The organism is Streptomyces sp. Je 1-369, assembly GCF_026810505.1.
GTDB lineage: Bacteria > Actinomycetota > Actinomycetes > Streptomycetales > Streptomycetaceae > Streptomyces.
The window spans coordinates 8,205,217-8,230,227 of the sequence record NZ_CP101750.1 but is presented as its reverse complement, the minus strand read 5'-3'; the positions used below and the strand labels follow the sequence as shown (position 1 = coordinate 8,230,227).

Genomic DNA, 25,011 nt, shown 5'->3' with positions numbered 1-25,011 from the left:
CAGCGGGGAGCGTCAGCCCAGGAGCGGACGCAGCTGCCCGACGACGACCTTTCCGTTCTCGTTCTTGGGAAGCTCCGCGACCGCCAGCACCCGTTCGGGGATGTACCACTCCGTCATTCCGCGCCGGGAGAGAAACGCGCGCAGCTCGGCCAGGTCCGGTGTCCGGTCCGCACGGGGCGCGAGTACCGCACACGCGCGTTCCTGGCCGTCCTCTCCGCTGTAGCCGATGATCACGGCCTCGCGCACATCGGGGTGGTGCAGGATCTCCCCCTCCACGTCCGCCACGGGGATCATGTACGGTCCCCCGACCCGGCGGCTCGCCCGCCCCTCGAAGCGCACGCCGCCCGCGCCGTCGTCGCGCACCAGGTCACCGGTGTCCATCCACCCGTCGTCGTGCGTCCAGGTCGGCCGCGCCGCCCCACCGTCCGCCCCGGGCGACCACACGGCCACGCATACGGAGGGTCCACGGACCCAGAGCCGGTGCACGCCGTCCTCCCCCGCGACCTCCCGCAGGGAGATCTCCAGGCCCGCGAGGGGACGACCGTCACTGCGGACGGCACCGGCCGGTGGCCCCCCTTCCGGGGTGCGGATGCCCATGCCGAGTTCGGTCATTCCCCAGCAGGTACGCACCGGCACCGAGAAGGCGTCGGTGACGTCGGCCACGAGCTTCGGCACCACGGGTGCGCCCCCGCACATGACGAACCGCAGGGCGGGCACCTCACGCGGGTCGGCCCGCTGTGCCTCGACCAGCTGCGCCGCGAACGGTGGCGCGGCGAACACCTGGTTGGCCTGCGCGTCGGCCATCAGCTTCAGCTGCTCCGCCGCGTTCCACGTGTCCAGGTACACCCCGGCACCTCGGGCGAGGATCGGCCCCCAGAGGCAGTACAGGAGACCGGCGAGCCCCGAGATGGGGTGGGGTGAACAGAACACCTCGCCCGTGTCCCAGCCTCGCTCGGCGACGCCCGCCGCGGCGGCGGTCCCGGCGTAGAGCGTGTTCTCGGTGTGCAGCACGGCCTTGCGCTCGCCCGTGGTGCCGGAGGTGAACATCACCAGGATCACGGAGTCGAGGTCCTGCCCGGACGGCACTTCGAGCGGGTGGGGCAGGCGGGCCTCGTGCTCGGTGTGCAGGAAGTACGTGGCGAAGTCGATGGTTCCGTCGGGCGCCTCGTCACCGTGGACGACCCGGTGGCGCAGTTCGGGGAGCCTGGGCGCGATCTCCTCCAGGACCGCCGCGTAGTCGTGGCCGCCCCAGGTGTCCGGGACGACGCAGAGACGCGCCCCGGCCACCCGGAGCAGGCGCTCGACCTCGCGGCCGCGCATCGTGGGCAGCAGCGGTACCGCGACGGCTCCCGTCCAGGCGCAGGCCAGGGTCAGTGCCGCGGACTCCCACCAGCCGGGGAGCTGGAAGGCGACCCGGTCACCGCGGCGGATCCCGAGGGAGAGCAGGGCGGCGCCGAACCGTTCGGCGTGGCGCGCGAGTTGGGCGTACGTGATGGTGACCGGGTCGGCCGCGTCGGTGCGGGCGGCGACGACCGCGGGGGCCTCGGGATGCTCGGCGGCCGCGTCGAGCAGGTCCTGGATGATGGACCGGTCGCGCCACCACCCCTGCTCGCGCATGCGCGCGGCGACGTTCCCGGGCGGCCGGGTCGTGAAGGGGATGCCCGTGCGCTCAGCCATGCGTTCCCCCGCCCTGCGGGGAGGACATGATCTCGGGCGCGGGGTCGACCAGGTCGCGGGGGAACTCCATGCCCCAGCGCACGAGTTCGATGTACGGCAGGTGCAAGGACCCGACGGCCACGACCTGTTCGGTGATGCGGCCCGCGCGGACCCGCACGGTGTGGGCCTCGATGCTCGACCCGCGCTCCCCGGTGGGCTCATGCCCGAGGAACGGCCCGGTGTTGTGCCAGTGCATCGAGAAACGGAACGCCGTCCGGGTGCCGTCCGCGTTGGAGAACTCGTCGTGCAGGGCGACCCGTACGCCGGGGAAGCCCTGGTGTACGGCCTTGCAGAACTGGACCATGAACGGGACGCCTTTGACTCCCCACTTGAGGGGCGTGTAGAAGACCGCGTCCTCGTCGTAGAGCTCGGTGAGGGTGTCCCAGTCCTGCTCTCCCAAGGCCCGGATGTATCGCTGGATGAGCGTCTCGCCGTTCAATTCCCGTCCTGCCTTCGATGTCGTGGTGCCCGTGTCGGCACGTCGTAGGTGACGGGGCGGTCCTCCCGCGGCCGGTCGGGGCCCCCTCAACCAGTACCGACGCAGCCGCGCCGCGAAGTGTGACAGGACGCCCATGTCACGGTTTCGCGTCCGGCTGCGTCGGTCCTGTTGAAGTACCTCACCCGACGACGAACGAGAGGCCGCGCGATGGTCACGGACGCACCACCTACCCGACAGCGGAACCCCTGGCTGGTGCTGACGGTGCTCTGCGCGAGCTCCTTCATGACGCTGCTCGACACGACGATCGTCACGATCGCCATCCCCGAGATGGCGGCGGGCCTGGGCGCGTCACTGGACGACATCCTGTGGTTCGCCAACGCCTACATGCTCGTCTTCGCAGCCCTGCTGCTGCTCTCTGGACGGCTCGGCGACCGCTTCGGCGCTCAGCGGGTCTTCGCCGCCGGACTCGCCGTCTTCACCCTGGCATCGGTGGTGTGCGGCCTCGTGGACACCCCGGGACAGATGATCGCGGCCCGGGCGGTCCAGGGGCTCGGCGCCGCCGTGATGATGCCGCAGACCCTGGCCCTGATCAGCGCCGTCTTCCCGGCCGAGCGGCGCGGGGCGGCGTTCGGCGTGTGGTCGGCGGTCGCTGGCCTCGCCACGGTCGCCGGGCCGACCCTCGGCGGTGCGCTGGTCTCCGGTCTCGACTGGCGCTGGATCTTCTTCATCAACCTTCCGATCGGCGCGGCGGCCCTGGTGGGCGCGCTGGTCGTGGTGCCCGACATCCGCAGGGAGCAGCGACCTCCGCTGGACCTGGTGGGCGCCGTGCTGTCCACGGCGGGCCTGAGCCTGATCGTGTACGGGCTGATCGAGGGTGAGCGCTACGACTGGGGCACCATCGAGTCCTTCCTCAGCATCCCGCTCGTTCTCGTGCTCGGTGTCGCGCTCCTCGGGGTCTTCGCCCTGCACCAGCGGACCCGTCAGGACCGGCGTCCGCTGGTGCCGTTCGAACTGTTCGGCAGCCGCGGGTTCACCGTCTCCGCCCTGCTCGGCGCGATGCTGCTGTTCGGTTCCATCGGCGTGCTGCTGCCGCTCACCCTCTACCTGCAGTCCGTGCTGGGGCTCTCCGCGGGGGAAGCCGGTCTCGCGCTGGTGCCCGGCCCGTTGGTCTCGATGGTCGTGGCGCCGCTGGCCGGCAACGCGGTCGGCAGACTGGGTGGCCGCAAGCTTCTCGTGCCCGGCCTGCTGATCTTCGGAGCCGGTATCGCCCTCATCGCGGTCATGGCCGAGCCGGACTCCGACGTGTGGGCCATCATCCCGGGTCAGATCGTCTTCGGTATCGGCATGGGCCTGGTGTTCGCGCCCACCAGCACGCTCGCCATGCAGGAGATCCCGCCGCAGCTGACCGGTGTCGCCTCCGGCATGTTCACCACGTTCCGGCAGATCGGCGCGGTCGTCGGAGGCGCCGCGGTCGGCGCCCTCCTGCAGAACCGCCTCGCGGCCGAGGGCGTCCCCGAGGAGGTCCGGCAGCAGGCGGGCCGGCTCACGGATTCGATGTACGCCGACGGCCTCACCGACGCGGTGCGCTACGGCCTGTTCCTCACGGTCGCGGTGGCCGTCATCGGCTCCGCACTCGCCATGCTCCTGCCACCGGCCCGGCGCCCCGAGCCGGAATTGTCCGCGCAGCCCCGGACGGAATCGGATGTCGTCCACACCCGGGACTAGCGGAATTCTTTCCACCCCCCTTCTCGACGCACCGAAATCCCGGAGAGGAATTCCGCACGCCGGAATGTGGCCCGGCCACCGAGAACGGCAGGATTCGGTGGGAGAGGCGGGGGGCCAAGATTGTAGACTCGGCACGGCAGTTGGCGATCGGACACGATCCGCCGTGAACCCGAGTGAACGTGGAACGGAGAGTCATGGCCGAGGCGACAGCCATCTCCGAGCGATCCGGCACCTCGGATCCGTTCGAACAGTACCGGCAGCTGCTGTTCGGAATCTCGTACCGCATGCTCGGCACCGTCACCGACGCCGAGGACGTCGTCCAGGAGACCTGGCTGCGCTGGCAGCGCATCGACCGGGACGACGTGGCCGATCCTCGTGGTTACCTGGTGCGGGCCGTCACCCGCACCTCCATCGACGAGATGCGCCGCAGCCGGGCCCGGCGCGAGGAGTACGTGGGACCCTGGCTGCCCGAACCGCTGCTGGTCTCCTCCGACGTCGCGGTGGAGTCCTCACTGCTCGGCGAGTCCGTGAGCATGGCGGTCCTGGTGATGATGGAGACGCTGTCCCCGCTGGAGCGCGTGGTGTTCGTGCTGCACGAGGTGTTCGGGTTCAGCTTCCCCGAAGTCGCCCGGGCGATCGACCGCACCGAACAGGCCGTACGGCAGCTCGGCAGCCGGGCCCGGCGCCGTGTGCGGCTGAAGGACCGGCGCTTCGAATCGGACCGCCGACGGGTCCGCGAGATCACCGAGCGCTTCGTCGCCGCCTGCCTCGACGGCGACGTGGAGGCACTCATGACGGTGCTCGCGCCCGACGTGACCATGTGGGCGGACGGCAACGGCCACGCGGAGACCCCGCGCGTTCCGCTGCACGGAGCCACCGGTGTCGCCGAGTACTTCGCGTCCACCGCGGGCCGGTACCCGCCCGGACTCGTGGTCCGGATGGACGTGCAGCACGACGGCACGCCCGCCGCCGTACTGGCCACGCCCGCAGAAGTGTTCGCCGTGGTCACCGCGGACATCGACCTGACCGGCGACCGCCCCCGGATCACCGCCGTGCGCGCCGTACGCAACCCCGAGAAGCTGAGCCGGATCCCGGCGACGCCCTGAGCCGGCGCGACACCTCAGGCCACGATGTCCGGACCGTCGTGCTGCTGACGTCCCAGCACCCACTTCGCCACGTGGAGGCGCGACGGCACCTCCAACCGGCGCATGACCTCCCGGACATGGTTGACCACGGTCCACTCCGACAACCGGAGCTGCTGTGCGATCTGGCGGTTGGTCATCCCCTGACTGACCAGCACGGCCACCTCATGCTGCCGGGCCGTGAGCGGCGTCGGACGGGGCGCCGCCGCGGCGGGCCCGGAGGGCGGCGGTCCAAAGGCCAGCGCCTCGCCCGCGGCCGCGACGGCGGAGAGCCCCCGCCCCTCCCGCCACGCCGCCGCGTATTCGGAACCGGACAGCAGACGGCGCACGTCGGGCAGGGCGGCGGCCGCGCCGTGGACGATCGGCGGCGGATGCGCCCCGGTCGACTCCCGCACGGCGGACGCGGCCGCGAACAGCCGGGCCACCCGGTGCCCCTGGTGCGGCAGCCGGTGCCACAGGTGCACCGCATGGCTTTCGAGCACCATGGGCAGCACCATGTGTTCCCCGATGGAGCGCAGCCGGTACAGCCCCTCCCACAGCAGTTGTTCCGACAGCGCCTGGTCGCCCCGGGAGTCGGCCATGGCGCCGCGCATGCCGAGCACGTACCCCTCGCCCCGGACGTCCCTCGCCCGCCCGAACAGGGCGTTCGCCGCGTCCAGCAGGTCGGCGGTGAGCTTGGCATCGGTGGACGAACTCCCGGCAGCCAAGGGGAGGGCGGCGTGCGCCACCTCGACGGTCGCCCGCTCGTGGGCGGCCATGCGGAGCAGGTGCACCGCGGCTCTGTGGACCGCCCCGGGACCCGTGGGGCGGTGGTCGGTGGAGGCGAGCCAGGCCAGCGCGGCTCCCTCGTGGGCGGTGTCGCCCCGCTCGCGGTAGACGCGGGCGGCGCGCCAGAAGCAGTCGGCCGCCAGCCGCACGCTGCCGCGCACGAGGGCCACCTCCCCCCGGGCCGACTCGGCCCGCGCGGTCTGCTCCTCGTATCCGGAAGTGACTGCGAACGTCTGCGCCGCTCTGGCCAGCCACTGTTCGGCGAGGTCGAGGTGGCCGCGCACCAGCCAGAAACGGTGCAGGGCGAGGGTGGCGCGCGCCGCGTCCAGTCGGCGGCCGCTCGCTTCGAGACAGGTCAGCGCGGCCAGCAGGTCCGCGTGCAGTGGGGCGAGGCGCTGGAACCACTGCGCCTGTCGCGGCCCGGTGAGGTGGGGCCCGGCTTCCAGGGCGAGGAGCAGAAAGTGCTCCGCGTGGTGGCGCCGGGCGTCCGGCAACTCGCCTGCGGCGGACAGTCGTTCCAGGCAGTACTCGCGGACGGTGTTGAACATCGTGAACTGCGGTTCGTCGCCGCCCGGCGTCACCCGTAGCAGATGGTGGCCGACCAGTGTCTCCACCGCCTGTTCCGTCCGGGGCGCGGGGAGGTTCCAGAACTCCCCGGCCGTGGGGAAGTTCGTGCCGGCCGTGAAGACCGAGAGCCGGGTGAGCAGCGCGCGCTGGTCCTCGTCGAGCAGCCGGAAGCTGTGTTCCGTGATCGAGCGGATGCGGCGGTGCAGCGGCGGGCGCACGGCGGGGTGGCCGTCCGGCTCCGGCCGGTCCTCGCCCGGCCGGTTCAGCAGACCGTCCACCCGGTGGAGGCGCAGCTTCTCCGCCATCAGCTCGATCGCCAGTGGCAGTCCGTCCATGCGGTCGCAGATCTCCGCCACCGCCCGGGCGTTCCGCGCGGTCAGCGTGAACGACGGATCGACCGCCCGGGCCCGGTCGACGAACAACTGCACCGCGGCGTAGTCCTGGAGTTCGCGGACGTCCTGCCGGTACGGCGGGGGCGGGGTCGGCAGCGGCGGTACGGGAAAGAACTGCTCCCCGTACAGGTGCAGGGCACGGCGGCTGGTGGCGAGGACGCGCAGTCCGGGCGTGTGGCTCAACAGGGTGTCGACCGCGGCGGCGGTGGCGTCGGCGGTCTGTTCGCACCCGTCGAGCACCAGCAGGCACGGCTCGTCCGGCAGGTGGGCGGCCAGGGTCTCGGTGAGGTCGTCGTGCCCGGTGGTCCCGTGCAGGTCCAGACGGACGACCCGGGTGATCCTGGCATCGGCCACGGCCTCGCGGGCCAGTCGGCTCTTGCCGACCCCGCCGGGGCCTGTCAGGGTGATCAGCCGGTGCGTCTCCTCACCGAGCAGCGCGGAGAGGGTGAGGACTTCCAGGTCGCGTCCCACCAGCGTGCCGCGATGGCCGGGCAGGCCGGACGGTGTGTCGACGATCAGCTGCGGGCACGGTTCACCGGTGGCGAGCGCCACGGCGGTCATCGGGATGACACGATCACGAATCGTGCGCGTCGTGGGCATTCAGGTAAATGGGATTTCGCATTCCGCATAACACTACCCCCGTAGTCTCTGTGCGTGATCCTAGGAACAGAGCATACGGACCGCATATCTCCAGGGGAACCTCCTTTACGCATTCATGGCTCTACTCTTGCCGCCCCTTCAGATCACTGGATGAGCGGTCTCCGTCGGCATTCCTATTCTGTTCTGGTTTCTTCAGTACGACCCGGCAGAGCATCCCGAAGACAAGACCCCACAAAGCCGCTCCGAGTCCCCACAAGGTGAGCCCGGAAGCCGTGGTGAGAAATGCGACGATCGCGGGGGTCCGGCTGTCCGCCTCGGTGAAGGCCGTCGAGATGCTGCCGCCCAGAGCGCCCAGCAGGGCGACGCCCGCGGCCGCCGAGATCAGCTCCTGCGGCAGCGCCGCGAACAGGCCGGCGACGGTCGCCCCGCACAGGCCCACCACGACGTAGAACACGCCACAGCTCAGCCCGGCCACGTAGCGGCGGGCACGGTCCTCGTGAGCGTCCGGGCCCGCACAGATCGCCGCCGTGATCGCGCCGAGGTTGATCGCGTGTGCGCCGAACGGCGCGAAGACAGCCGATGCCACACCCGTGTCACGGACCAGCCGCCCCGAGGGCACCGCGTACCCGGCCTCCCTGAGCGCCCCGACCCCCGGTGCGTTCTGTGCCGACATGGTGACGAGGAACAGCGGCAGCGTCAGACTCACCAACGCCTCGCCGGGCCATGCGGGCGTAGTGAACACCGGTGCTGCGAGGGATAGTTGGGTGCCGCCGAGGGACAGCGTGCCGGTGGCGCCCGCCACCGCGACAGCCGCGGCGAGCGGCGCCGCGATGGCGTACCGGGGCGCCACCCGCTGGCATACGACGTACCCGGCGAGCATCACCCCGGCCACGGCCGGACCGCTCTCCAGGGCCCGGAAGGCATCCAGGCCGAAGCGCAGCAGGATCCCGGCCAGGACGGCGGAGACGACAGCCCCCGGGATGCGCCGCATCAGCGCGTCGAACCAGCCCGTCACCCCCACCAGCACGGTGAGCGCGGCGGCAGCGAGATACGCCCCGATCGCCGTCGCGTACGGGACCTCGTCCAGCTGGGTGACGAGCAGTGCCGCGCCCGGCGTCGACCAGGCGGCCACGACGGGCACGCGGAGCCGCAGGCTCAGTACGAACCCGGTCACCCCGCTGCCCACGGCGATCGCCCAGATCCACGAGGAGAGCCGGGCCTCGTCCAGATCGCCGGCGTGCGCGGCCTGGACGACGATGGTCAGGGGCCCCGCGAAGGAGACGACGACCGCGACGGCCCCCGCGACCACCGCGGAGACGGACGCGTCCTGCCACATCCGACGTGCCCGGCCGCCGAGGGCCTGCGCCATCAGAGGAGCTCGACGTTGGCGGCGGGCCGCAGCCTCCGCTGGCAGTCGAGGACATGCCGGGCGCCGCGCAGGACCACGTCGTAGTCGAAGTCGTCGTGGGCGGTGAGCAGTACCACCGCGTCCGCGGCGGCCACCTCCTCCTCGGTCAGTTCCACCCTGCGCACGCGGGTGTCCAGCGGCACGGACTCGCGTACGTGCGGGTCCACCGCGTGCACGTGTGCGCCGGTGCGCAGCAGGAGTTCGGCGACCTTCACCGCGGGCGACTCGCGGGCGTCCCCGGTGTTGCGCTTGTACGCGAGGCCGAGCAGCAGCACGCGGGAGCCGTTCGCCGGGCGCTGGAGCTCGTTGAGGGCCTGGACGAGACGCTGCACCACGTAGTGCGGCATCTGGCTGTTGACGTCGTTGGCGAGGTCGACGAAACGGAACCGGCGGCCCAGCTCACGCTCCACCCGCCAGGAGAGATAGCGGGGGTCGACGGGCAGGCAGTGGCCGCCCACTCCGGGGCCCGGTGTGAACGGCATGAAACCGAACGGTTTGGAGGAGGCCGCGTCGATCGCTTCCCAGACGTCCACGCCGAGTTCGCGCGCGATCACCGCCATCTCGTTGACGAGTGCGATGTTGACGTGGCGATAGGTGTTCTCCAGGAGCTTGGTCAGCTCGGCGGTCTTCGGATCGCGCACCGGGACGGTCCGCTCGACCACCGTGTCGTAGAACTCCGCGGTGCGGCGCAGGGACTCCGCGTCCACGCCCGAAACGATCTTGGGGGTGGTCTCCAGGGACCAGCGCTTGTTTCCGGGGTCGATGCGCTCGGGGCTGTACCCGAGGTTGAAGTCGGCGCCGGGGCACAGGCCGCTCTCCTTCTGCAGCAGCGCGCCGAATACGTCCTCGGTGGTACCCGGGTAGGTGGTGGACTCCAGAACGATCAGTGCGCCGGGCCGCAGATGCGCGGCCAGCGTCAGCGCCGCCTCCTCGATGCAGGTCAGGTCGGGGACGTCGTCAAGGAGCGGGGTCGGCACGGTGACCACGGCCACGTCGAATCCGGCGAGCTCCGCCGCGTCGGTCGTGGGGCGGTAGGCGCCGGATTCCAGTGCCTTGGCCAGTCGCCCCGCGTCCACGTCCTCCACGTAGGAGTCGCCCGACCGCAGCCGGGCGATCCGGCCCGCGTCCACGTCGTATCCCACGACGGTGTGGCCGGCCTCCACCGCCCCCACGGCCAGCGGCAGACCCACGTACCCCTGGCCGACCACCACCACCCGGCGCCCCGCCTTCCGCGGGACGGCGTCCTTCTTCGTTGCGGACATCGTGTGCCCTTTCAGCCGTTGTGCACGAGCGCCAGGTTCGCGGCGACCATCAGGACGACGCCCCAGCGGTGGATGGTGACGCCTTGTTTGCGGGCCGCGAGGACCTCGCCCGCGACCAGTCCGGCGTGTGCCTGCCGGGCGCGCAGCCCCATCACGGGCAGCAGGAACGCACAGAACCACCAGGGCACCGCGCCGACCGCCGCGGTGACGGCGATCGCGCCGGTCTCGGCGAGCGAGAGCCCGGCGATGAAGCCCCGGTAGACGCCCGGGGAGACGCTCGTCGCCAGGTTGCGGCGGCCGGCCAGCCGGTCGCCGTCCACGTCGTTGATGTTGGAGTAGACCGAGACCATGAGGCTCCACAGTCCGAACAGGAAGCACGCGAGCCACGCCGCCCCGGTCATCTCCCCGTTCAGCAGGGCGAAGGGGACGAGGACGCACAGGCCGGTGCTCAGCCAGATGACCGCCTCCTGGCCGCCCCGGTAGCTGAGCTTGAGTCCGTAGGAGTACTGCACGCTGATGACCACCGAGAAGGCCGCGGCCACCAGCGCCCACCAGGGCCGGTGCGGTGCGACCAGCGCGGTGAGCGCCCACAGGGCGCTGCCCCCGACGGCGCATCCCCAGCCGAAGCGCAGCGCTTGCCGCGCGGTGAGCAGGCCGTCGAGCAGTGGCTTGCGGTCCCGGGCCCGCAGCGATTCCTGCGGGTCGTAGTTGCGGGCGTCACTGCCGTCCCGTACGCCGGTGACGTCGTCCAGTGCGACGGTGGCCGCCACGATCCCCACCCAGCCGAGGTCGAACAGCACCAGGACCCACCAGGTGCGCGGCTCGTCCCGGGCGGTGGCGGGCATCATCGCCAGGACCACGAAGACACACAGGTAGTAGTCGAAGAACGACAGCTTCGCCAGCTTCGCGTACGCGGCCGCACGCTCCCGGACGCCCGGGCGCGGTGGCGCTGAGGTCGTCGCCGTCATCGTGCCTGCTCCGCTCCGCTCTTGCGGCCGACCGTGCTGATCAGCACCTGGCTCAGCCAGTGGTGGGACGGGTCGGCCATCTCGGCCAGGGCCGCGTCGATCCGGGCGTCGTCGAGGAGTCCGGCGGCCACGATGCGCGAGCGCATGAACTCCAGCCACAGCATGTAGTGCCGGGCCTGGTCGGAGCCGCCGCGCACCATCACGGCCCGGCCCTCCGCCGTCGCCTCGAGACCGGCCGCCAGGACCAGCTGGAGATCGACGTGGCCGCCGCGCGGGTCATGGCCCGACTCGCGCATCAGGCCGTACCCCGCGGCCCGCACGTCCTGGAGGAAGTCCTCCGAAAGGGCGGAGCGGAACAGTGTGGAGGAGTCGGTGTCCTCCAGGAACAGCACCCCGCCGGGCCGCAGTGAGCGCACCATGCGGTCCACGACGGCCGCCCGGTCGGGCAGGTGCTGGAGCACCATGCGGGAGTGCACGAGGTCGAACGCCGCTTCGGGCAGATCCTCCTCCCGCAGATCGTGCCGTACGGCCTCCACCTGCGGCAGCGATGCCAGTGAGGCGAGGCGCTCGGTCTGCAGGTCGGTGGCGAGGACGCGGCCGGACGGACCCACGCGGTCGGCGAGCCAGCGTGCCACGGAACCGGATCCCGCGCCGATCTCCAGGCAGTGCCAGCCCAGCCGCACGCCCAGTGCGGCGAGCCGCTCCAGGGTGCCCGGGTCCCAGATCGCCTCGTTGGTCCGAAGGCGCTCGGTCTCCTTCTCCCAGACCGGGTCGAAGACGTACTCCCGCTGTGCCGGTGGGCTCGTCATGATGATCTCCATAGGCTGCTCGCGCGTACTCATGCGTAGAACTCGCAGACCGTGTCGGCGATGTACTCGACCTCGGCGTCGCTCAGGTGCGGCCAGATCGGGATGGCCAGGTTGTGGGCGGAGGCCAGCTCGGCGTTCGGCCAGCTGACGTCGGGTGCGGCCCACGGTGCGAAGGCGGGCTGCCGGGGCAGCGGCACGGGGTAGTAGATGTGACTGCCGATCTCGCGTTCCGCCAGGTGGGCGCTGAGTTCCTCGCGCCGGTCGACCAGCAGCGAGTAGACGTAGTAGCAGCGGCCGTTGCGTCCCGCGGGCGGGGCCAGCGCGCCGCGTTCGCGCAGGTCCTCGAAGCGCTCGGTGTAGTAGTCGGCGATCCGGGCACGGCGTTCCAGCCGGTCGGGGAAGCCGGGCAGCCGGTGCAGCTGGAAGGCGGCGAGCACCTCGTCGAACCGGTTGTTCTGACCGATCCGGTGGTGCAGGAAACGGTGGACGCCGTCCTGACCGTGGTTGCGCAACATCCGTACGTTGCGCGCGAGTTCCGGATCGTCGGTGAGGACCACGCCGCCCTCCCCCGCCGTGCCGAACGCCTTGACCTGGAAGAAGGAGAACACCCCGAGGTCGCCCCAGCGCCCGGCGGGCCGTCCGTCCAGGACGGCGCCCTGGGCGACCGCCGCGTCCTCGATCAGTGCCACGCCGTGATCGCGGGCGATCGCTCCCAGCTGCTCCATGTCCGCCATGATCGAGAAGACATGGGCCGGCATCAGGGCCTTCGTGCGTTCGGTGATGAGTGCCTTCGTGGCGTCGGGGTCCAGGACCATCGTCCACGGGTCGACGTCGGCGAAGACCGGGGTGGCCCCCGTGTTCGCCACCGAACTGGCCACCGGCTGGCAGCAGAAGGCCGGCACGATCACCTCGTCGCCGGGGCCGATGCCCAGAGCACGCACGGACAGCTCAAGCCCTCCGGTGCCGCTGGCGCAGGCGATGACGTGGTCGGCGCCGGTCATCTCGCGCAGCGCGTCCTCCAGTTCGGCGGTGCGCGCGCCGAGGATGAACCGCTGTTCGGGGCCCGTGCCCAGCTCGTGCACGGCCGCGAGCAGTGCCTCCCGGTCCTCCTCGAAGAGGTCGGGGGGAAAGAAGGGCAGAGTCCTCATGATGCGGCCCCCGTGTAGAAGCGGCGGATGGACTCGCTCACTCGGTGTACGTCGTCGAGGGCGAGGTCGGGATGGAAGGGGAGCGCGACGGTGCGCTCACAGGCCGCCTCGGCGTGGGGGAAGTCACCCTTCCGGTGGCCGAGTTCGGCGAAGCAGGGCTGGAGGTGGAGCGGGATCGGGTAGAAGACCTCGGTGCCGATGCCGTCCCGGGTGAGGTGTTCCACCAGAGCGTCCCGGCGCTCCACCTCGATCACGTACACGTAGAAGACCGGGTTCGCCGACACGCCCCGATCGACCACCGTGGGCAGCCGCAGGACGCCCGGTATGCCGCGCAGCAGCTCCGTGAGGACCGACGCGAGCTCCGTGCGGCGTGCGATCGCCGCATCGAGCCGGGGCAACTTGCCGAGCAGCACGGACGCCTGGATGTCGTCCATCTTGCTGTTGGTGCCCGACGCCCCCGAGAGGTTGGAGATGCCGGCGATGTGGTCCACGGTGCGGCCCATCCGGCCGTGGTGGCGCAGGATCGCCACCTGCTCGGCGATCTCCGGATCGTCCGTCAGGACGGCGCCGGCGTCGCCCAGTGCGCCCAGGGTCTTGGTGGGGAAGAACGACAGCACACCGGCATCGCCCAGCAGTCCGGCGTGGACACCGCCGCGGCGCATGCCGATCGCTTCCGCGCTGTCCTCCACCACCTTCACGCCGTGCCGCTCCGCCAAGGCGCAGAGCGCGCCCATGTCGGCGAGCTGCCAGAACAGGTGCACCGGCATGATCGCCTTGGTGCGCGGGGTGATGACCGCCTCGACGGACCGCGGATCGAGCGAGTAGCTCTCCGGTTCGATGTCGGCGAAGACCGGTGTGGCGCGGGCCAGTGCCACCGAGGTGGCCGTGGCGGCGAAGCTGAAGGCCGGCACGACGACCTCGTCACCCGGGCCGACGCCACAGGCTCGCAGCAGCAGGACGAGGGCGTCCGTGCCGCTGTTCACCGCCACCACATGCCGTGCTCCGGTGTATTCGGCGAGCGCCTTTTCCAGGGCCGCGACCTGTCGGCCGTGGGAGTACTTTCCCCGGTCGAACATCTCGTTGAGGTGGCGGTTTATGTCCGGCCAACAGGCGTTGAAGGTGTCGGCCTGGGTGAAGAACGGAACCGGGTCTCCGATTTCTCGTTCCGCGTTGGGATCGACGTTCCGGGCAGGGGAGATCACACAGTCCTCCGTGTAGCAGGCCGGAGATATGGATGATGCGAAGCTAGGCGGGTCACTTTCCCCATGGCAATGACAAACCCTTGCCGGGGCCCAGGGCGAGAACCCGGCAAGCATCAGCCATACCGGATCGTCGGAGGGAGCCAACTGCCAGGTCAGGGCGGGCAGATGAAGGACGCAAACCGACACTCCTGACCGGCTGCGGGCGTCGGGCGCTTGACAGGGGCTGCCCCCTCGGCGCAGCTTTTCCCAAGAGCCGCCGCAGAGCCGTGGCATTGCCGGACACACGTTCCGGAGCCCGATCATCGGGTTACAGAGGATGTGCTCCCTCAGCGCATTCTCGGCGATCCCGGAGGGCCGACAAACCCGACGGCGCCTCATCCGAGAAATACGGCTCCTGCCGAGCGCGAGGAATTCCAGGGAACTCGTCCGGAAAGCATCGTGGGCAGTCCGCCATACCTGACGAAAGGCACCGTATGAGCGACGACGACGTGCTGACCCGGTCGTTGGACGCGGTCCAGGAACGCATCGACACCGTCCTCACCCAGGAGAGCGCGCGCTGGACCGCCGTGGATCCGCGCTTCGCCCCGTTCGTCGACAGCGTCACCGCCATCACCACGGCCAAGGGCAAACAGCTGCGCCCCCGCTTCTGCCTCCTCGGCCATCTCGCCGCCGGTGGCGAACCCGGGAGCGACCGGGCCGTCGACGCGGCCGCCGCCCTCGAACTCCTGCACACCTTCGCGCTGTTGCGGGACGACGTACTCGACGACTCGGCGCTGCGCCGGGGCGCCGTCACCGCCCACGAACGGCACGCCAAAGAGCACCGGGCGCGCCTGTTGCGCGGCGAACCCCGCCGTTACGGAGAGGGCATCGCCAACCTCGCCGCCGACCTCGCGCACGTCTACGCCGACCGGCTTGCCCACGCTCTGCCCGCGGCTGCCCAGGCGGTGTGGGACGAGACCCGGATCGAGGTCACCGTGGGCCAGTACCTCGACATCGCCGTCGCCGCCGAGGGCGTGGCCGACCCCGAGCTCTCGCGCTGGATCGCCGTGTGCAAGTCCGGCCGCTACACCATCCAGCGCCCCCTGCAACTCGGCTCCGCGCTGGCGGGCCGGCCCGACCTCGCCGACGTCTTCGAGCGGTACGGCCTGCCGCTGGGTGAGGCGTTCCAGCTCCGGGACGACCTCATCGACACCTTCGGCGATGCCGAGGACACCGGCAAGCCCGCCGGTCTCGACCTCGAACGGTTCAAGATGAGCTACCTGCTCAGTCTCGCCGTACGCCGGGACGGCCGGATCCGGGAACTCGCCGCCACGCCCGCCGTCCCCGACAGCGCGGCCAGAATGCGCGAACTGCTCGTCACGACCGGTGTCGCCGATGAGGTCGAACAGCGCATCGCGAACCTCGTGGACCAGGCGCGCAAGGCGGTGGCCGAGGCACCACTGGTGCCCCGGTGGCGGACTGAACTCATGGAACTCACCACGCGCGTGGCATACCGAAACCACTGAGCCGTACGCGCTGCACGCAGCGGTACGGGACCCACGACGTCGTACCCGATCCACCGAAAGGAACCGCACCGGCATGGACCGAACACTGATCATCGGGCTCGGGCGGGCGGGCCTCGGACTGCACTGGGCGGTCCTGCGCAAGCTGCGCGCCGCCGGGCGGCACACCGACCTCTTCGACACCGCCCCCGTCCTGACGCTCGACCCCGCGGCGCCCCAGGCACTCGCGCGCGCCGAGGGATTACGTCCTGTCGGCTCGGTCGCCCAGGCCCGCACCCTGCTGGACCCCGAGCACACCGTCGTACACCTGTGCACGCCGCCCATCGCCCGTCTCGGTCTGCTGCACGAACTGGCCGCCGCGGGTTTCCGGCGGATCATCGTGGAGAAGCCCCTGGCGGTCGACCGCGAGTCCGTCCGCGAGATCCTCGCCCTCGCCCGCACCGAGCGGCTGCGCCTGGCGATCGTCGCTCCCTGGCTGGCCAGCGCGCTGACCGCACGGCTCGACCGCGTCGTGAAGGAGGGCGCCCTCGGCGAGCTGCGCTCCATCGACATACGGCAGAGCAAGCCACGCATGCGCCGCACGCTGACCGACGGCGGCCACCCCACCGCGTTCGACGTGGAACCCCCGCACTCCCTCGGGCTCTGCCTGCGGCTCGCCGGGGACGCCGCTCTCGCCGCCGCCGAGCTGACCGACATGCGGATCGGCGACACCACCATCCCCGGCATGGGCCGTGCCGAACTCGTCTTCCGGCACCGGGAGGCGACCACCCGGATCGTCTCCGACCTCACCGCCCCGGTCCGCGAACGCCGCGTCCAGCTGGAGTTCACCGACGGCCGGGCGGTCGCGCACTATCCCAACGGCGAGGACGACCACTACGCCCAGCTGAGGTTCAGCCGCACCGGGCGCCCCGAGACCTGGGAGGTCTTTCCCGACGACGCGCTGTCCGCGTACTTCGTCGACACGTACCGCGCCCTGCGCGACGGCGCCGACCTGGAACCCCAACTGCGCCTTTCCGCACGGGTGGTGGAGCTGCTGGCCGACGCCAAGGACGCGACGCGGCGGCTCGGCCCGGCCGGCACCCACTCCCCCGCCGGGTCCGGCGGGCGGCAGGTGAGCCATGCGGGGTGACACAGCGTCAGGTGCGCCGGCGTCGGGCGACATGACATCAGCTGACACGATGACGAGCGATACGGCAGCACATGGCTCCCGGCTCCCGCCGCCCCCCGGCATTCGCTACGCGGGCATCGGCGACGAGGCCGCCCCCGACCTCGCCGGTCAGATCCGCGCCCACCAGCTCCTCGGCTGGTCGGCGATCGAGCTGCGCGACATCGACGGCACCGCGGTCGCCGACCTCGACGACGCCGCGTTCGACCACGTCGTCACGGCCTTGCACGAGGCGCGCCTCGACGTGGTGTGCGTCGACTCCCGCATCGCCAACTGGGCCCGCCCCATCACCGGTGACTTCGAGCTCGACTGCGGCGAGCTGGAGCGCCTCGCCCCGATGTGCGCCGCTCTCGGCACCCGTCACATCCGGGTGATGTCGTACCCGAACGACCCCGGCGCGCCGCTCGACGAGCCGGAGTGGGCCCGCCGCACGATCTCCCGGATGTCGCGCCTGGCCCGGCAGGCCGAGGACGCCGGGCTCGTCCTGCTGCACGAGAACTGCGCGGGGTGGGCCGGCGCCGACCCGGCCCGCACGCTGCGGCTGCTCGCGGAAGTCGACAGCCCGGCGTTGCGGCTGCTGTTCGACACCGGTAACGGAGTGGCGTACGGCTACGAGGCGTACGACCTGCTCACCGAACTCATCACGTGGGTCGACCACGTGCAGGTCAAGGACGCGCGGGCCGAGGCGGACGGTGCGGTCTACACCCTGCCGGGGGAAGGCAGTTGCCAGGTGGCGGACTGTCTGGGGCTCCTTCTCGACCGGGGCCACGCGGGCACCTGGACCATCGAGCCCCACCGCACGGTCCGCCCCCACGAGGGCCGGACGGACGCGGGCGGCAACGGCATCGACGAGTTCGTGCGGTACGGCCGCGAGCTGGAACGCCTGGCCACACGGCTGCCCGCCACCGCGGCTGCCCGCCGGGGGGTCTTGCGATGACTCCGCTGATTCCGACGCCTTCGACGACTTCGACGCCTTCGATGACTTCGATGACGAGGCTGACCCGCGCCGAACGCGACCTGCTGCTGCGCCTCCTCGAACTCCCCACCGTCAGCATGCTGGAGAGCGAGGACGAGCCCCGCCTGTGGGAGGCCCAGCGAAGTTACGCGGACGCCGCACGCGACCTGGGTTTCGACGTCGTGCACCACGCCGCCGCCGAAGCGTCCGAGCTGACGGGTGACCAAGTCCCGCTCGCCGTACGCCGGGCCGTCGAGGACCGTCCCGGCTTCCTGGCCGCGCAGCCCTCCCTGGTCCTCGCGCTCGGCCCCGATCTGCCGCGGACGAGCACGGTGATGTTCAACGTGCACCTCGACACCGTCGCCGGTCTCGAACCGGTCGGGTTCGACGGGCGACGCTTCACCGGGCGCGGCGCGATCGACGCCAAGGGTCCCGCCGTGGCCCTGCTGGCCGGTATCCGAGCGGCACTCGCCGCCGCCCCCGACCGTCTCGCGGACACCCGCGTGCTCATCCAGGCGGTGTCCGGCGAGGAGGGCGGCGCCATGGGCGTGTTCGGTACCCGGCCGCTGCTGCGCCGTGGCTGGTACGGGCGCCTCAACGTGTTCTGCGAGCCCACCGGAATGCGGGTCCTTTCGCGTTCCACGGCCGCCATGACCGCCTGTGTCCGGGTCGACGGGGACGACGCCATCGACGACCGCCCCGCCGCGGGGCACAACGCCACCGTCCTCCTCGGCCACCTCGCACAACGTCTCGCCGTCCGGCTCCCGGAGCACGCGGCCGGCGGCCAGGTCTGCGTCGCGGGACTGCACACCGGGCACCTCCACAACCGGGTGTACGGGACCGGCCGCCTGCTGCTCAACTGCTCCTACCCCGACTCCGCCACCGGCCGCGCTCTGGCCGGCCACCTGGAGAGGGAAGTGGCCGACGGCGTACGGGAGTTCGCCGACGCCTACCGGACCCACCGGGTCCTGGCCCGTACCGCGGCGGACGCCGCTGCGATCACCCGCGTCGAGTGGCACAAGCGCGGCCTGCCCGCGCTCCCGGCCGCGGTGGGCCCCTGGGCCATCGACCTGATGACGCCGGAGGGCGGGCCGGGCCGCTGGCCCGCCGACGAACCCGCGTTCACCTGCGACGCGATATGGATGGCGGGCCTGCCCGGCGCCCACACCGCCATCCTCGGCCCCGGCGACCTCGACCGCAATCACGCGCACGCGGCCGGAGAGTACGCCGACCTGTCCGATCTCGAAGCCTTCGCCGGGGCGGTGAGCGGCATCCTCGTCCGCTTCGCCGCCCGGCAGCACGCCACCACAGGAGGAATGCGACAGTGACCCAGTCGACCGATGCCCCGCCGCGCGGCGGGGTGACCGTCCCGCACGACGCCCTCGTGGCCTTCAGCGCCGAGGTCCTCACCGGCCGCGGGGTGCCGGAGGGCCGGGCCCGCACCGCCGCGGAGGCTCTCGTCCACGGCGATCTCACCGGACTCACCTCGCACGGTCTGGCCAATCTCACCCGGCTGTACCTGCCCGCGCTCGACGCGGGCCGTATCGACGCCACCGCGGAGCCGGAGAAGATCACCGATACCGGTGCCGCCGTCCTCCTCGACGGACGCCGCTCCCTCGGCCTGTGGGCGGCGACGGAGGCACTTGAGCTGGCCGCCGACCGCGCCGCGCAGACCGGCGTCGCCCTCGTGACCATGCGGAACGCCACCCACTTCGGCTGCGCGGGACACCACACGGCGCGGATCGCCCGGCGCGGCATGGTGGCCTTCCTCGCCTCCAACTGCGGCCGCCAGCGCATCGCACGCCCGCCGGGCGGCCGGGCCGCGATGCTGGGCACCAACCCGTTCAGCATCGCCGCACCCGCGGGCGACCGTCCGCCGTACGTCCTCGACATGAGCACCACTGTGGTGCCGACCGGCAAGGTGCGGGCCGCCGCCCGCGCCGGGGAACCGATACCGGAGGGCTGGCTGGAGGATGCCGAGGGGCGCCCGGTGACCGACCCGCACGCCCTCGACGCAGGCGAGGGCTATCTGCGCTGGCTCGGCGGCGACCCCGCCACCGGCGCCTACAAGGGGTACGGACTCGGCCTGATGGTCGAGGTGCTCGCCGCGCTGGTGCCCGGCGCCGGGCTCGGCCCCGCTCCGGAGGCCCTGACCGGCGAAGGACAGCCCTCCGGGCGCGACGACGACATCGGGCTCACCGCCCTCGTCATGGCCCCCGGCGCGCTCCGCCCCGGCCCGGACTTCCACGCCGAGGCGGACGGGCTCTTCGGAGCGCTCCTCGACTGCCCGCCCCTCGACCCCGCCCGGCCGGTGAGCTACCCCGGACGGCCCGAGGAACTGACCGCGGCGCACCGCAGGAGGCACGGCGTACCGCTGTCCGCCCAGTGCCACGCCGAACTCACCGCGCTCGCCGCGGAACAGGGCATCGGATTTCCCGAGCCGGTCGCGGCGCGGGACGCTCTCCCCACGGCAGGTGCCCGATGACCCGCCGCCCCGAAGCCCGGACCCGTGTCGGCCTCATCGGCCTGGGCGTCATATCGAAGTTCTACGTCGCCGGCTTCGACCGGCTGCCCGGCCTCGACCTCACCGCCGTGTGCGATCTGCGGCCCGCCGCTCTGGAGCCGTTCCAGAACGTGGCCAAGTGCTACACCGGTCACGCCGAACTCCTCGCCGACGCCGCCGTGGACGCGGTCGTCGTGAACGTTCCCAACGACGCGCACGCCACGGTGTGCCGGGACGCCCTCGCCGCGGGGGTCGCGGTCTGCGTGGAGAAGCCGCTCGCCATCCGTGTCGAGGACGGCCGGGCGCTCGCCGCTCTGGCCCGCGAGAAGAACGTGACCCTCTTCACGTCCTTCCACCGCCGCTACAACTCCGCCGTCCTGCGTCTGCTCGACGACGTCCTGGCGGCGGGCTCCCCTCTGCGCTCCCTCACCGTCCGCTACCTCGAACGCATCGAGGAGCACGCGGGCAGCGACCGCTGGTACCTCGACGCCGAGCGCTGCGGCGGCGGCTGCGTGGCCGACAACGGCCCCAACGCCTTCGACTTGGTACGGCTGTTCCTCGGCGATGTCGACCTGGCCGCGGCCGACGTCGTCCGCGACGGACCGGGCACCGACCGGCAAGCCTCGGTCGACCTGCGCTCGAAGGACGGAGTCACCGCCCGGGTCGAACTCGACTGGGCCTACGACGGCGAGGTCAAAGACGTCACGGCCGAACTCGAGGACGGCACGCGGCTGTACGCCGACATGCTCGACGGCCACCCCGAGTTCAAGGGATCACTCTGGCACGAGTACGTCGGCGTGCTCACGGACTTCGACACCCGCCTGCGCGGTGGGCAGGACGCCTCCCACGACGGCCTCGCCGCCCTCGAACTGGTCGACGCCGTCTACCGCGCGGAAGGAGCGGGCCGGTGAACCCGGGCGAGGACGGCGCCAAACGCACCGTGCACGCCACGGTGGTGAAGGTGCTGACCCACCGCCGCGACGACCGGGGCATGCGCCTGGAGGAGTTCACCAGCCGCTGCGTCCGCACGGGCGAGGTACACGAACTGGTCACCACCGACCAGACCGGCAGTGCGCCCGGGTCCCGTATCGACCGGGTCGGCTTCCTCGGCTTCGCCGAGATCCAGAGCGCCGGGGTGATCGACCGGGGCGACGAGGTGTGGCTGGACGGCCGCCTCGCGGGCACGGTGCTCGGCTTCGACTCCTGCCACTTCCCCAACCACTACAACGTGCTGATCGCCGTCGACGACCTGATCACGGGGCGTGCCCTGGACCTGCGGCCGGAAACGCGGCTGTCCTTCCGCCAGGAACGGCCGACCGCCTGAATCGCTGACCACGGACCGCTGACCAGTGCCGACTGACCACATCAACAATCTGGAAGCAGAAGGGTGCAATTCGCATGCATCACGTCACCTTCGATGTGACCCCACCGCACGCCCCCGGCACCACCTGGCGGCTCCACGCGGAGCTGTTCCTGCCGCCCGGCAAGGCGCCCGACACCGTGCAACTGCTGCTGCCGGGGCTCACCTACGACCGCCGCTACTGGACCGCGCCCGGCGCCCTGGACTACACCCGGCACGCGATCGGCGAGGGCTACGCCGTCCTCGCCCTCGACCGCCCCGGCACCGGTTCGAGCGAGCACCCGCCGGCCGAGCAGGTCACGGTGGAGAGCAACGTGGAGGCCGTGCACCAGGTGGTGACAGCCCTGCGCCGGGGCGCTCCCGGACTGCCCGCCTTCCGCCGTGTGGTCGCCGTCGGGCACTCCTTGGGCTCCGGCATCGCCCTGATCGAGGCGGCCCGCCACCGCGACCTGGACGCCTTGGTGGTCACCGGACTGCTGCACGCGGTCGGTCCGCTCTACCCGGAGGCGATGCCGGCCCTGTACCCGGCCGCCGAGGACCCGTTGCTCGCCCCGACGAACCCGCCGGAGAACTACCTGACCACCCGCCCCGGCCGACGCGCCGCCCTGTACGAGCACCCGGCCGGCATCGACCCCGGTGTGTCCGCCTGGCACGAGGACACCAAGTCGACGGTGACCGCCGGGGAGGGTTTCACCCTGGATGCCATCTACCAGCCGGAGGTGGCCGCCGAGGTACGGGTGCCCGTCCTGCTGGCCGTCGGCCGGGAGGACCGTCTCTTCGGCGGCGGGGACGCCTCCACCGAGGACGCCGCGTCCGTGGCCGCGTACGAGCGGAAGTTCTACACCGGCACCGCCGACCTGGAGGCGTTCGTCGTCCCCGACGCCGCGCACTCCCTCAACGTCCACCGCACCGCCCCGAGTTGGTATGCCGCCGCGCACGAGTGGCTCGACCGCCGTTGCCCCGCCCGTGGGCGCTGAGCCGAGAGGAGGGGACAGGACATGACCGACCGCAGCACCCGTCCACAGGACGGCAGTCACGCCGTCGTCCTCGGCGGCAGCCTCGCCGGACTCTGCGCGGCCGCCGCGCTGGCCCCGCACGTGGCGCGGGTCACGCTCGTGGAGCGCGACCGCTACCCGGACGAACCGCGGTGGCGCCGCGGCGTGCCCCAGGCCCGCCACACCCACAACCTGCTGGGCGCCGGGCAGCGCTCCCTCGAAGTGCTCTTCCCCGGCCTCCTCGGCGAACTGCGTGACCTGGGCATGGTCGAGGTCCGCATGCCGCAGGACATGCTGCTCATGGTGCCGGGCGGCTGGGTGGACCGCTTCGAGGGCCCCCACATGGTCCTGTCCGGCTCGCGCGACCTCCTCGACTGGGCCGTCCGGCGCCGCCTGCGGCAGCTGTCCACGGTGGAGATCCTGGAGGAGACGGAGGCGGTCGGCCTCGTGGCCGGACAGGGCGACACGGTCCGCGGCGTACTGCTCCGCGACCGGCGTCCCGGGGCGCGCGCAGACGGGGGCCGGCCGTACGAGCAGCGGGCCGACCTGGTCGTGGACGCCACCGGCCGCGGTTCCCGTGCCCCGGCCTGGCTCAAGGAGCTCGGCTACCGCACGCCCGACGAGAGCGTCGTCGACGCCGGCTGCGCCTACTCCACGTGCATTCTGGAGCCCGCTCCGGGGAACACCGCCGACTGGAAGTGCATCCTGCTCCAGTCCACACCGCAGGAGCCCCGTTCGGGCATCCTCAACCCCATCGAGAACGGCCGCTGGATGGTCTCCGTGGCAGGGCTCGGCGGCGAGCGTCCGCCGCTCGACCACGCGGGCTTCGTCGACTTCGCCAAAGGCCTGCGCAGCACTGCCCTGTACGACGCGATCCGCGACGCGAAGCCTCTCGGTGACGTGTACGGCTCGGGCCGTACGGAGAATCGCTGGCGCCACTTCGAGCGGCTGACGCGCTGGCCCGACCGCTTCCTCGTGCTCGGCGACGCCGTGGGCGCCTTCAACCCGGCCTACGGGCAGGGTATTTCCGTCGCCGGTACGAGTGCGCTCGTGGTGCGCAAGGCCCTGGAGCGGGCCGTAACGCCTGGCACCGGCCGGATCCCGGACGGTCTGACCGGCTCCCTGCGCAAGCCGATCGCGGGCTGTGTGGAGGCCGCGTGGATGCTGTCGGGCAACGCCGATCTGGCGTACCCGGGGGCCTCTGACGGTCCACTGCCGCTCGCCGCACGGCTCGGCAAGCGCTACACCGACCGGCTCCTGAAGGTGGCGACCACCGACCGGACCGTTGCCATGGCCCTGCTCGACATGACGCACCTGCTGGCCCCGCCCCGGGCCGTACTCAGGCCGAGGGTGCTGGCCTCGGTCCTGCGCGGCCCCAGAAACCCGCCGTCCCCGGCCGCCCCGCTCCCCGCCCCCGCCCGGACCGGCCCGCCGCCCACCCGAGGAGAGCCCATGACCACCGAGTCCGAACGCATGGTGAAGGTCTACCGCAAGCGAGCCAAACGCTACGACCTCACCTCCAACCGCCTCTACCTCATCGGCCAGCGCACGATGGCCTACAAACACCTGGCGCTGGAGCAGCTGGCGTTGCGCCCCGGCGACACGGTCGTCGACGCGGGCTGCGGCACGGGCCACAACCTGCCGATGCTCGCCGAGGCCGTGGGGCCGACCGGCCGGGTGATCGGCGTGGACCTCACCGACGCCATGCTGGAACAGGCGGAGGACCGGGTACGGCGCGCCGGACTGTCCCAAGTCTCCCTGGTCCAGGCCGATCTGACGACGTACGAGTACCCGGAGAACGTCCGCGGGATCTCCGCCTGCTTCTCGCTGACCCTCATCAGCGAGTACGCCAAGGTGATCGAGCGCGGCTACGAGGCACTCGCTCCCGGCGGGCGCTGGGTGGTCCTCGACTACCGGCTGCCGCGCTGGTGGCCGGACCGGCTCATCCCCGCGCTCGGCCCGATGATCGCCCCGTTCGGCGGCGACACCAGTATGGTCCAGCGCCATCCGTGGGAACCGATCCAGGAGGGCGCCGCCCGCCACCGCGTGCTGACCCGGTACGGCGGCTGGGTGTACGTCGCGGTCGGCGAGGCCGCCGGGTCAGGTGCGCGCGGGCGGGTCGAGGCGTCGGGCTGAGTGGACGCGAAGGGCCAGGACCGTGAGCGCGGCGACGAGGACCCGGGACACCAGCACGAGCCAGTAGCCGGGTGCGGCGGCGACCGCGAGCCACCGCACCGAGGGAGACGGGCCCGGCGGCCCGTCTCCGCCGGAGGGGTGGGTGGCTGCGGCCGTGGTGTTCCGCGAGGTCATGGGTTCCGCCCTGGGTAGGCCTGTGGTGACACGGCTGTCAGTGGAACAGGCTGTGCACGCACGGGCGGAGCTGGC

At 71.9% G+C, this 25,011-nt stretch carries 21 protein-coding genes; 11 read left to right on the top strand and 10 right to left on the bottom strand.

Going from position 1 to position 25,011, the window contains the following annotated elements:
* Positions 1-12: 12 nt before the first annotated feature.
* Together NOO62_RS36340 and NOO62_RS36335 are read right to left on the bottom strand one after the other, a co-directional pair.
* Entirely contained in the window at positions 13-1,677 is a 1,665-nt protein-coding gene (locus tag NOO62_RS36340) for an AMP-binding protein (RefSeq protein ID WP_268775049.1), read from the bottom strand.
* Positions 1,670-2,290 (bottom strand): ester cyclase, encoded by a 621-nt coding sequence (locus NOO62_RS36335; RefSeq protein WP_268775048.1) that lies wholly within the window; start codon positions 2,288-2,290, stop codon positions 1,670-1,672. The genes NOO62_RS36340 and NOO62_RS36335 overlap by 8 nt, the downstream gene beginning before the upstream one ends.
* 72 nt (positions 2,291-2,362) lie before the next feature.
* Here NOO62_RS36335 and NOO62_RS36330 point away from each other — a divergent pair, with 72 nt between their 5' ends.
* Entirely contained in the window at positions 2,363-3,880 is a 1,518-nt protein-coding gene (locus NOO62_RS36330; RefSeq protein ID WP_268775047.1) for a DHA2 family efflux MFS transporter permease subunit, read from the top strand.
* 194 nt (positions 3,881-4,074) lie between these two features.
* Positions 4,075-4,986, top strand: a complete 912-nt coding sequence (gene sigJ, locus NOO62_RS36325; protein WP_268775046.1) for an RNA polymerase sigma factor SigJ — start codon at positions 4,075-4,077, stop codon at positions 4,984-4,986.
* A 14-nt stretch (positions 4,987-5,000) separates the two neighbouring features.
* Here the strand turns inward: sigJ and NOO62_RS36320 are convergent, their stop codons facing one another.
* The 7 genes from NOO62_RS36320 to NOO62_RS36290 all read right to left on the bottom strand — a co-directional run bounded on the left by NOO62_RS36320 (position 5,001) and on the right by NOO62_RS36290 (position 14,146).
* Positions 5,001-7,349 carry a helix-turn-helix transcriptional regulator gene (locus tag NOO62_RS36320; protein ID WP_268775045.1) on the bottom strand — a complete coding sequence of 783 codons (2,349 nt, stop codon included), beginning with the start codon at positions 7,347-7,349 and terminating at the stop codon, positions 5,001-5,003.
* Positions 7,350-7,470: 121 nt separating this feature from the next.
* Positions 7,471-8,718 (bottom strand): benzoate/H(+) symporter BenE family transporter, encoded by a 1,248-nt coding sequence (locus NOO62_RS36315; RefSeq protein WP_268775044.1) that lies wholly within the window; start codon positions 8,716-8,718, stop codon positions 7,471-7,473.
* Complete coding sequence (locus tag NOO62_RS36310) at positions 8,718-10,019, bottom strand: nucleotide sugar dehydrogenase (RefSeq protein ID WP_268775043.1); 1,302 nt, start codon at positions 10,017-10,019, stop codon at positions 8,718-8,720. Before NOO62_RS36310 ends, NOO62_RS36315 begins: the two co-directional genes overlap by 1 nt.
* An 11-nt stretch (positions 10,020-10,030) precedes the next feature.
* A complete protein-coding gene (locus NOO62_RS36305) occupies positions 10,031-10,987 on the bottom strand; it encodes a UbiA family prenyltransferase (protein WP_268775042.1) in 957 nt (318 codons plus the stop codon).
* Positions 10,984-11,796 (bottom strand): class I SAM-dependent methyltransferase, encoded by an 813-nt coding sequence (locus tag NOO62_RS36300; protein ID WP_268775041.1) that lies wholly within the window; start codon positions 11,794-11,796, stop codon positions 10,984-10,986. The genes NOO62_RS36305 and NOO62_RS36300 overlap by 4 nt, the downstream gene beginning before the upstream one ends.
* Positions 11,797-11,825: 29 nt before the next feature.
* Positions 11,826-12,944 (bottom strand): DegT/DnrJ/EryC1/StrS family aminotransferase, encoded by a 1,119-nt coding sequence (locus tag NOO62_RS36295; RefSeq protein WP_268775040.1) that lies wholly within the window; start codon positions 12,942-12,944, stop codon positions 11,826-11,828.
* Complete coding sequence (locus NOO62_RS36290; protein WP_268775039.1) at positions 12,941-14,146, bottom strand: DegT/DnrJ/EryC1/StrS family aminotransferase; 1,206 nt, start codon at positions 14,144-14,146, stop codon at positions 12,941-12,943. Before NOO62_RS36290 ends, NOO62_RS36295 begins: the two co-directional genes overlap by 4 nt.
* A gap of 473 nt (positions 14,147-14,619) precedes the next feature.
* Between NOO62_RS36290 and NOO62_RS36285 the strand changes: the two genes are divergently transcribed.
* From NOO62_RS36285 to NOO62_RS36245, 9 genes are all read left to right on the top strand, one after another.
* Entirely contained in the window at positions 14,620-15,651 is a 1,032-nt protein-coding gene (locus NOO62_RS36285) for a polyprenyl synthetase family protein (protein ID WP_268775038.1), read from the top strand.
* 73 nt (positions 15,652-15,724) lie between these two features.
* Entirely contained in the window at positions 15,725-16,777 is a 1,053-nt protein-coding gene (locus NOO62_RS36280; protein WP_268775037.1) for a Gfo/Idh/MocA family oxidoreductase, read from the top strand.
* A gap of 49 nt (positions 16,778-16,826) precedes the next feature.
* Positions 16,827-17,750, top strand: a complete 924-nt coding sequence (locus NOO62_RS36275) for a sugar phosphate isomerase/epimerase family protein (protein WP_268775036.1) — start codon at positions 16,827-16,829, stop codon at positions 17,748-17,750.
* A gap of 50 nt (positions 17,751-17,800) precedes the next feature.
* Entirely contained in the window at positions 17,801-19,096 is a 1,296-nt protein-coding gene (locus NOO62_RS36270; protein ID WP_268775035.1) for a M20/M25/M40 family metallo-hydrolase, read from the top strand.
* Positions 19,093-20,253: an Ldh family oxidoreductase gene (locus NOO62_RS36265; RefSeq protein ID WP_268775034.1), complete on the top strand. Its 1,161-nt coding sequence runs from the start codon at positions 19,093-19,095 to the stop codon at positions 20,251-20,253. Before NOO62_RS36270 ends, NOO62_RS36265 begins: the two co-directional genes overlap by 4 nt.
* Complete coding sequence (locus NOO62_RS36260; protein WP_268775033.1) at positions 20,250-21,182, top strand: Gfo/Idh/MocA family protein; 933 nt, start codon at positions 20,250-20,252, stop codon at positions 21,180-21,182. The genes NOO62_RS36265 and NOO62_RS36260 overlap by 4 nt, the downstream gene beginning before the upstream one ends.
* Entirely contained in the window at positions 21,179-21,595 is a 417-nt protein-coding gene (locus NOO62_RS36255; RefSeq protein WP_268775032.1) for a DUF6917 domain-containing protein, read from the top strand. Before NOO62_RS36260 ends, NOO62_RS36255 begins: the two co-directional genes overlap by 4 nt.
* Positions 21,596-21,669: 74 nt before the next feature.
* Complete coding sequence (locus NOO62_RS36250) at positions 21,670-22,608, top strand: alpha/beta hydrolase (protein ID WP_268775031.1); 939 nt, start codon at positions 21,670-21,672, stop codon at positions 22,606-22,608.
* Positions 22,609-22,629: 21 nt separating this feature from the next.
* A complete protein-coding gene (locus NOO62_RS36245; protein WP_268775030.1) occupies positions 22,630-24,762 on the top strand; it encodes a methyltransferase domain-containing protein in 2,133 nt (710 codons plus the stop codon).
* On the opposite strand, the gene NOO62_RS36240 is transcribed toward NOO62_RS36245, so the two are convergent.
* The gene (locus tag NOO62_RS36240; protein ID WP_268775029.1) at positions 24,727-24,936 is read right to left on the bottom strand and encodes a hypothetical protein; all 210 of its coding nucleotides are present in this window, start codon (positions 24,934-24,936) and stop codon (positions 24,727-24,729) included. The genes NOO62_RS36245 and NOO62_RS36240 overlap by 36 nt on opposite strands.
* Positions 24,937-25,011: the final 75 nt, after the last annotated feature.

Excerpts from the sequence above, each read along its gene's own strand:
- NOO62_RS36285 (WP_268775038.1), top strand. The coding sequence starts at position 14,620 with ATGAGCGACGACGACGTGCTGACCCGGTCGTTGGACGCGGTCCAGGAA.
- NOO62_RS36320 (WP_268775045.1), bottom strand. The coding sequence starts at position 7,349 with ATGCCCACGACGCGCACGATTCGTGATCGTGTCATCCCGATGACCGCC.
- NOO62_RS36300 (WP_268775041.1), bottom strand. The coding sequence starts at position 11,796 with ATGACGAGCCCACCGGCACAGCGGGAGTACGTCTTCGACCCGGTCTGG.
- NOO62_RS36295 (WP_268775040.1), bottom strand. The coding sequence starts at position 12,944 with ATGAGGACTCTGCCCTTCTTTCCCCCCGACCTCTTCGAGGAGGACCGG.
- NOO62_RS36250 (WP_268775031.1), top strand. The coding sequence starts at position 21,670 with ATGCATCACGTCACCTTCGATGTGACCCCACCGCACGCCCCCGGCACC.
- NOO62_RS36260 (WP_268775033.1), top strand. The coding sequence starts at position 20,250 with ATGACCCGCCGCCCCGAAGCCCGGACCCGTGTCGGCCTCATCGGCCTG.
- NOO62_RS36245 (WP_268775030.1), top strand. The coding sequence starts at position 22,630 with ATGACCGACCGCAGCACCCGTCCACAGGACGGCAGTCACGCCGTCGTC.
- NOO62_RS36335 (WP_268775048.1), bottom strand. The coding sequence starts at position 2,290 with ATGGGCGTCCTGTCACACTTCGCGGCGCGGCTGCGTCGGTACTGGTTG.
- NOO62_RS36340 (WP_268775049.1), bottom strand. The coding sequence starts at position 1,677 with ATGGCTGAGCGCACGGGCATCCCCTTCACGACCCGGCCGCCCGGGAAC.
- NOO62_RS36315 (WP_268775044.1), bottom strand. The coding sequence starts at position 8,718 with ATGGCGCAGGCCCTCGGCGGCCGGGCACGTCGGATGTGGCAGGACGCG.
- NOO62_RS36280 (WP_268775037.1), top strand. The coding sequence starts at position 15,725 with ATGGACCGAACACTGATCATCGGGCTCGGGCGGGCGGGCCTCGGACTG.
- NOO62_RS36310 (WP_268775043.1), bottom strand. The coding sequence starts at position 10,019 with ATGTCCGCAACGAAGAAGGACGCCGTCCCGCGGAAGGCGGGGCGCCGG.
- NOO62_RS36275 (WP_268775036.1), top strand. The coding sequence starts at position 16,827 with ATGACGAGCGATACGGCAGCACATGGCTCCCGGCTCCCGCCGCCCCCC.
- NOO62_RS36270 (WP_268775035.1), top strand. The coding sequence starts at position 17,801 with ATGACGAGGCTGACCCGCGCCGAACGCGACCTGCTGCTGCGCCTCCTC.
- NOO62_RS36305 (WP_268775042.1), bottom strand. The coding sequence starts at position 10,987 with ATGACGGCGACGACCTCAGCGCCACCGCGCCCGGGCGTCCGGGAGCGT.
- NOO62_RS36240 (WP_268775029.1), bottom strand. The coding sequence starts at position 24,936 with ATGACCTCGCGGAACACCACGGCCGCAGCCACCCACCCCTCCGGCGGA.
- NOO62_RS36330 (WP_268775047.1), top strand. The coding sequence starts at position 2,363 with ATGGTCACGGACGCACCACCTACCCGACAGCGGAACCCCTGGCTGGTG.
- sigJ (WP_268775046.1), top strand. The coding sequence starts at position 4,075 with ATGGCCGAGGCGACAGCCATCTCCGAGCGATCCGGCACCTCGGATCCG.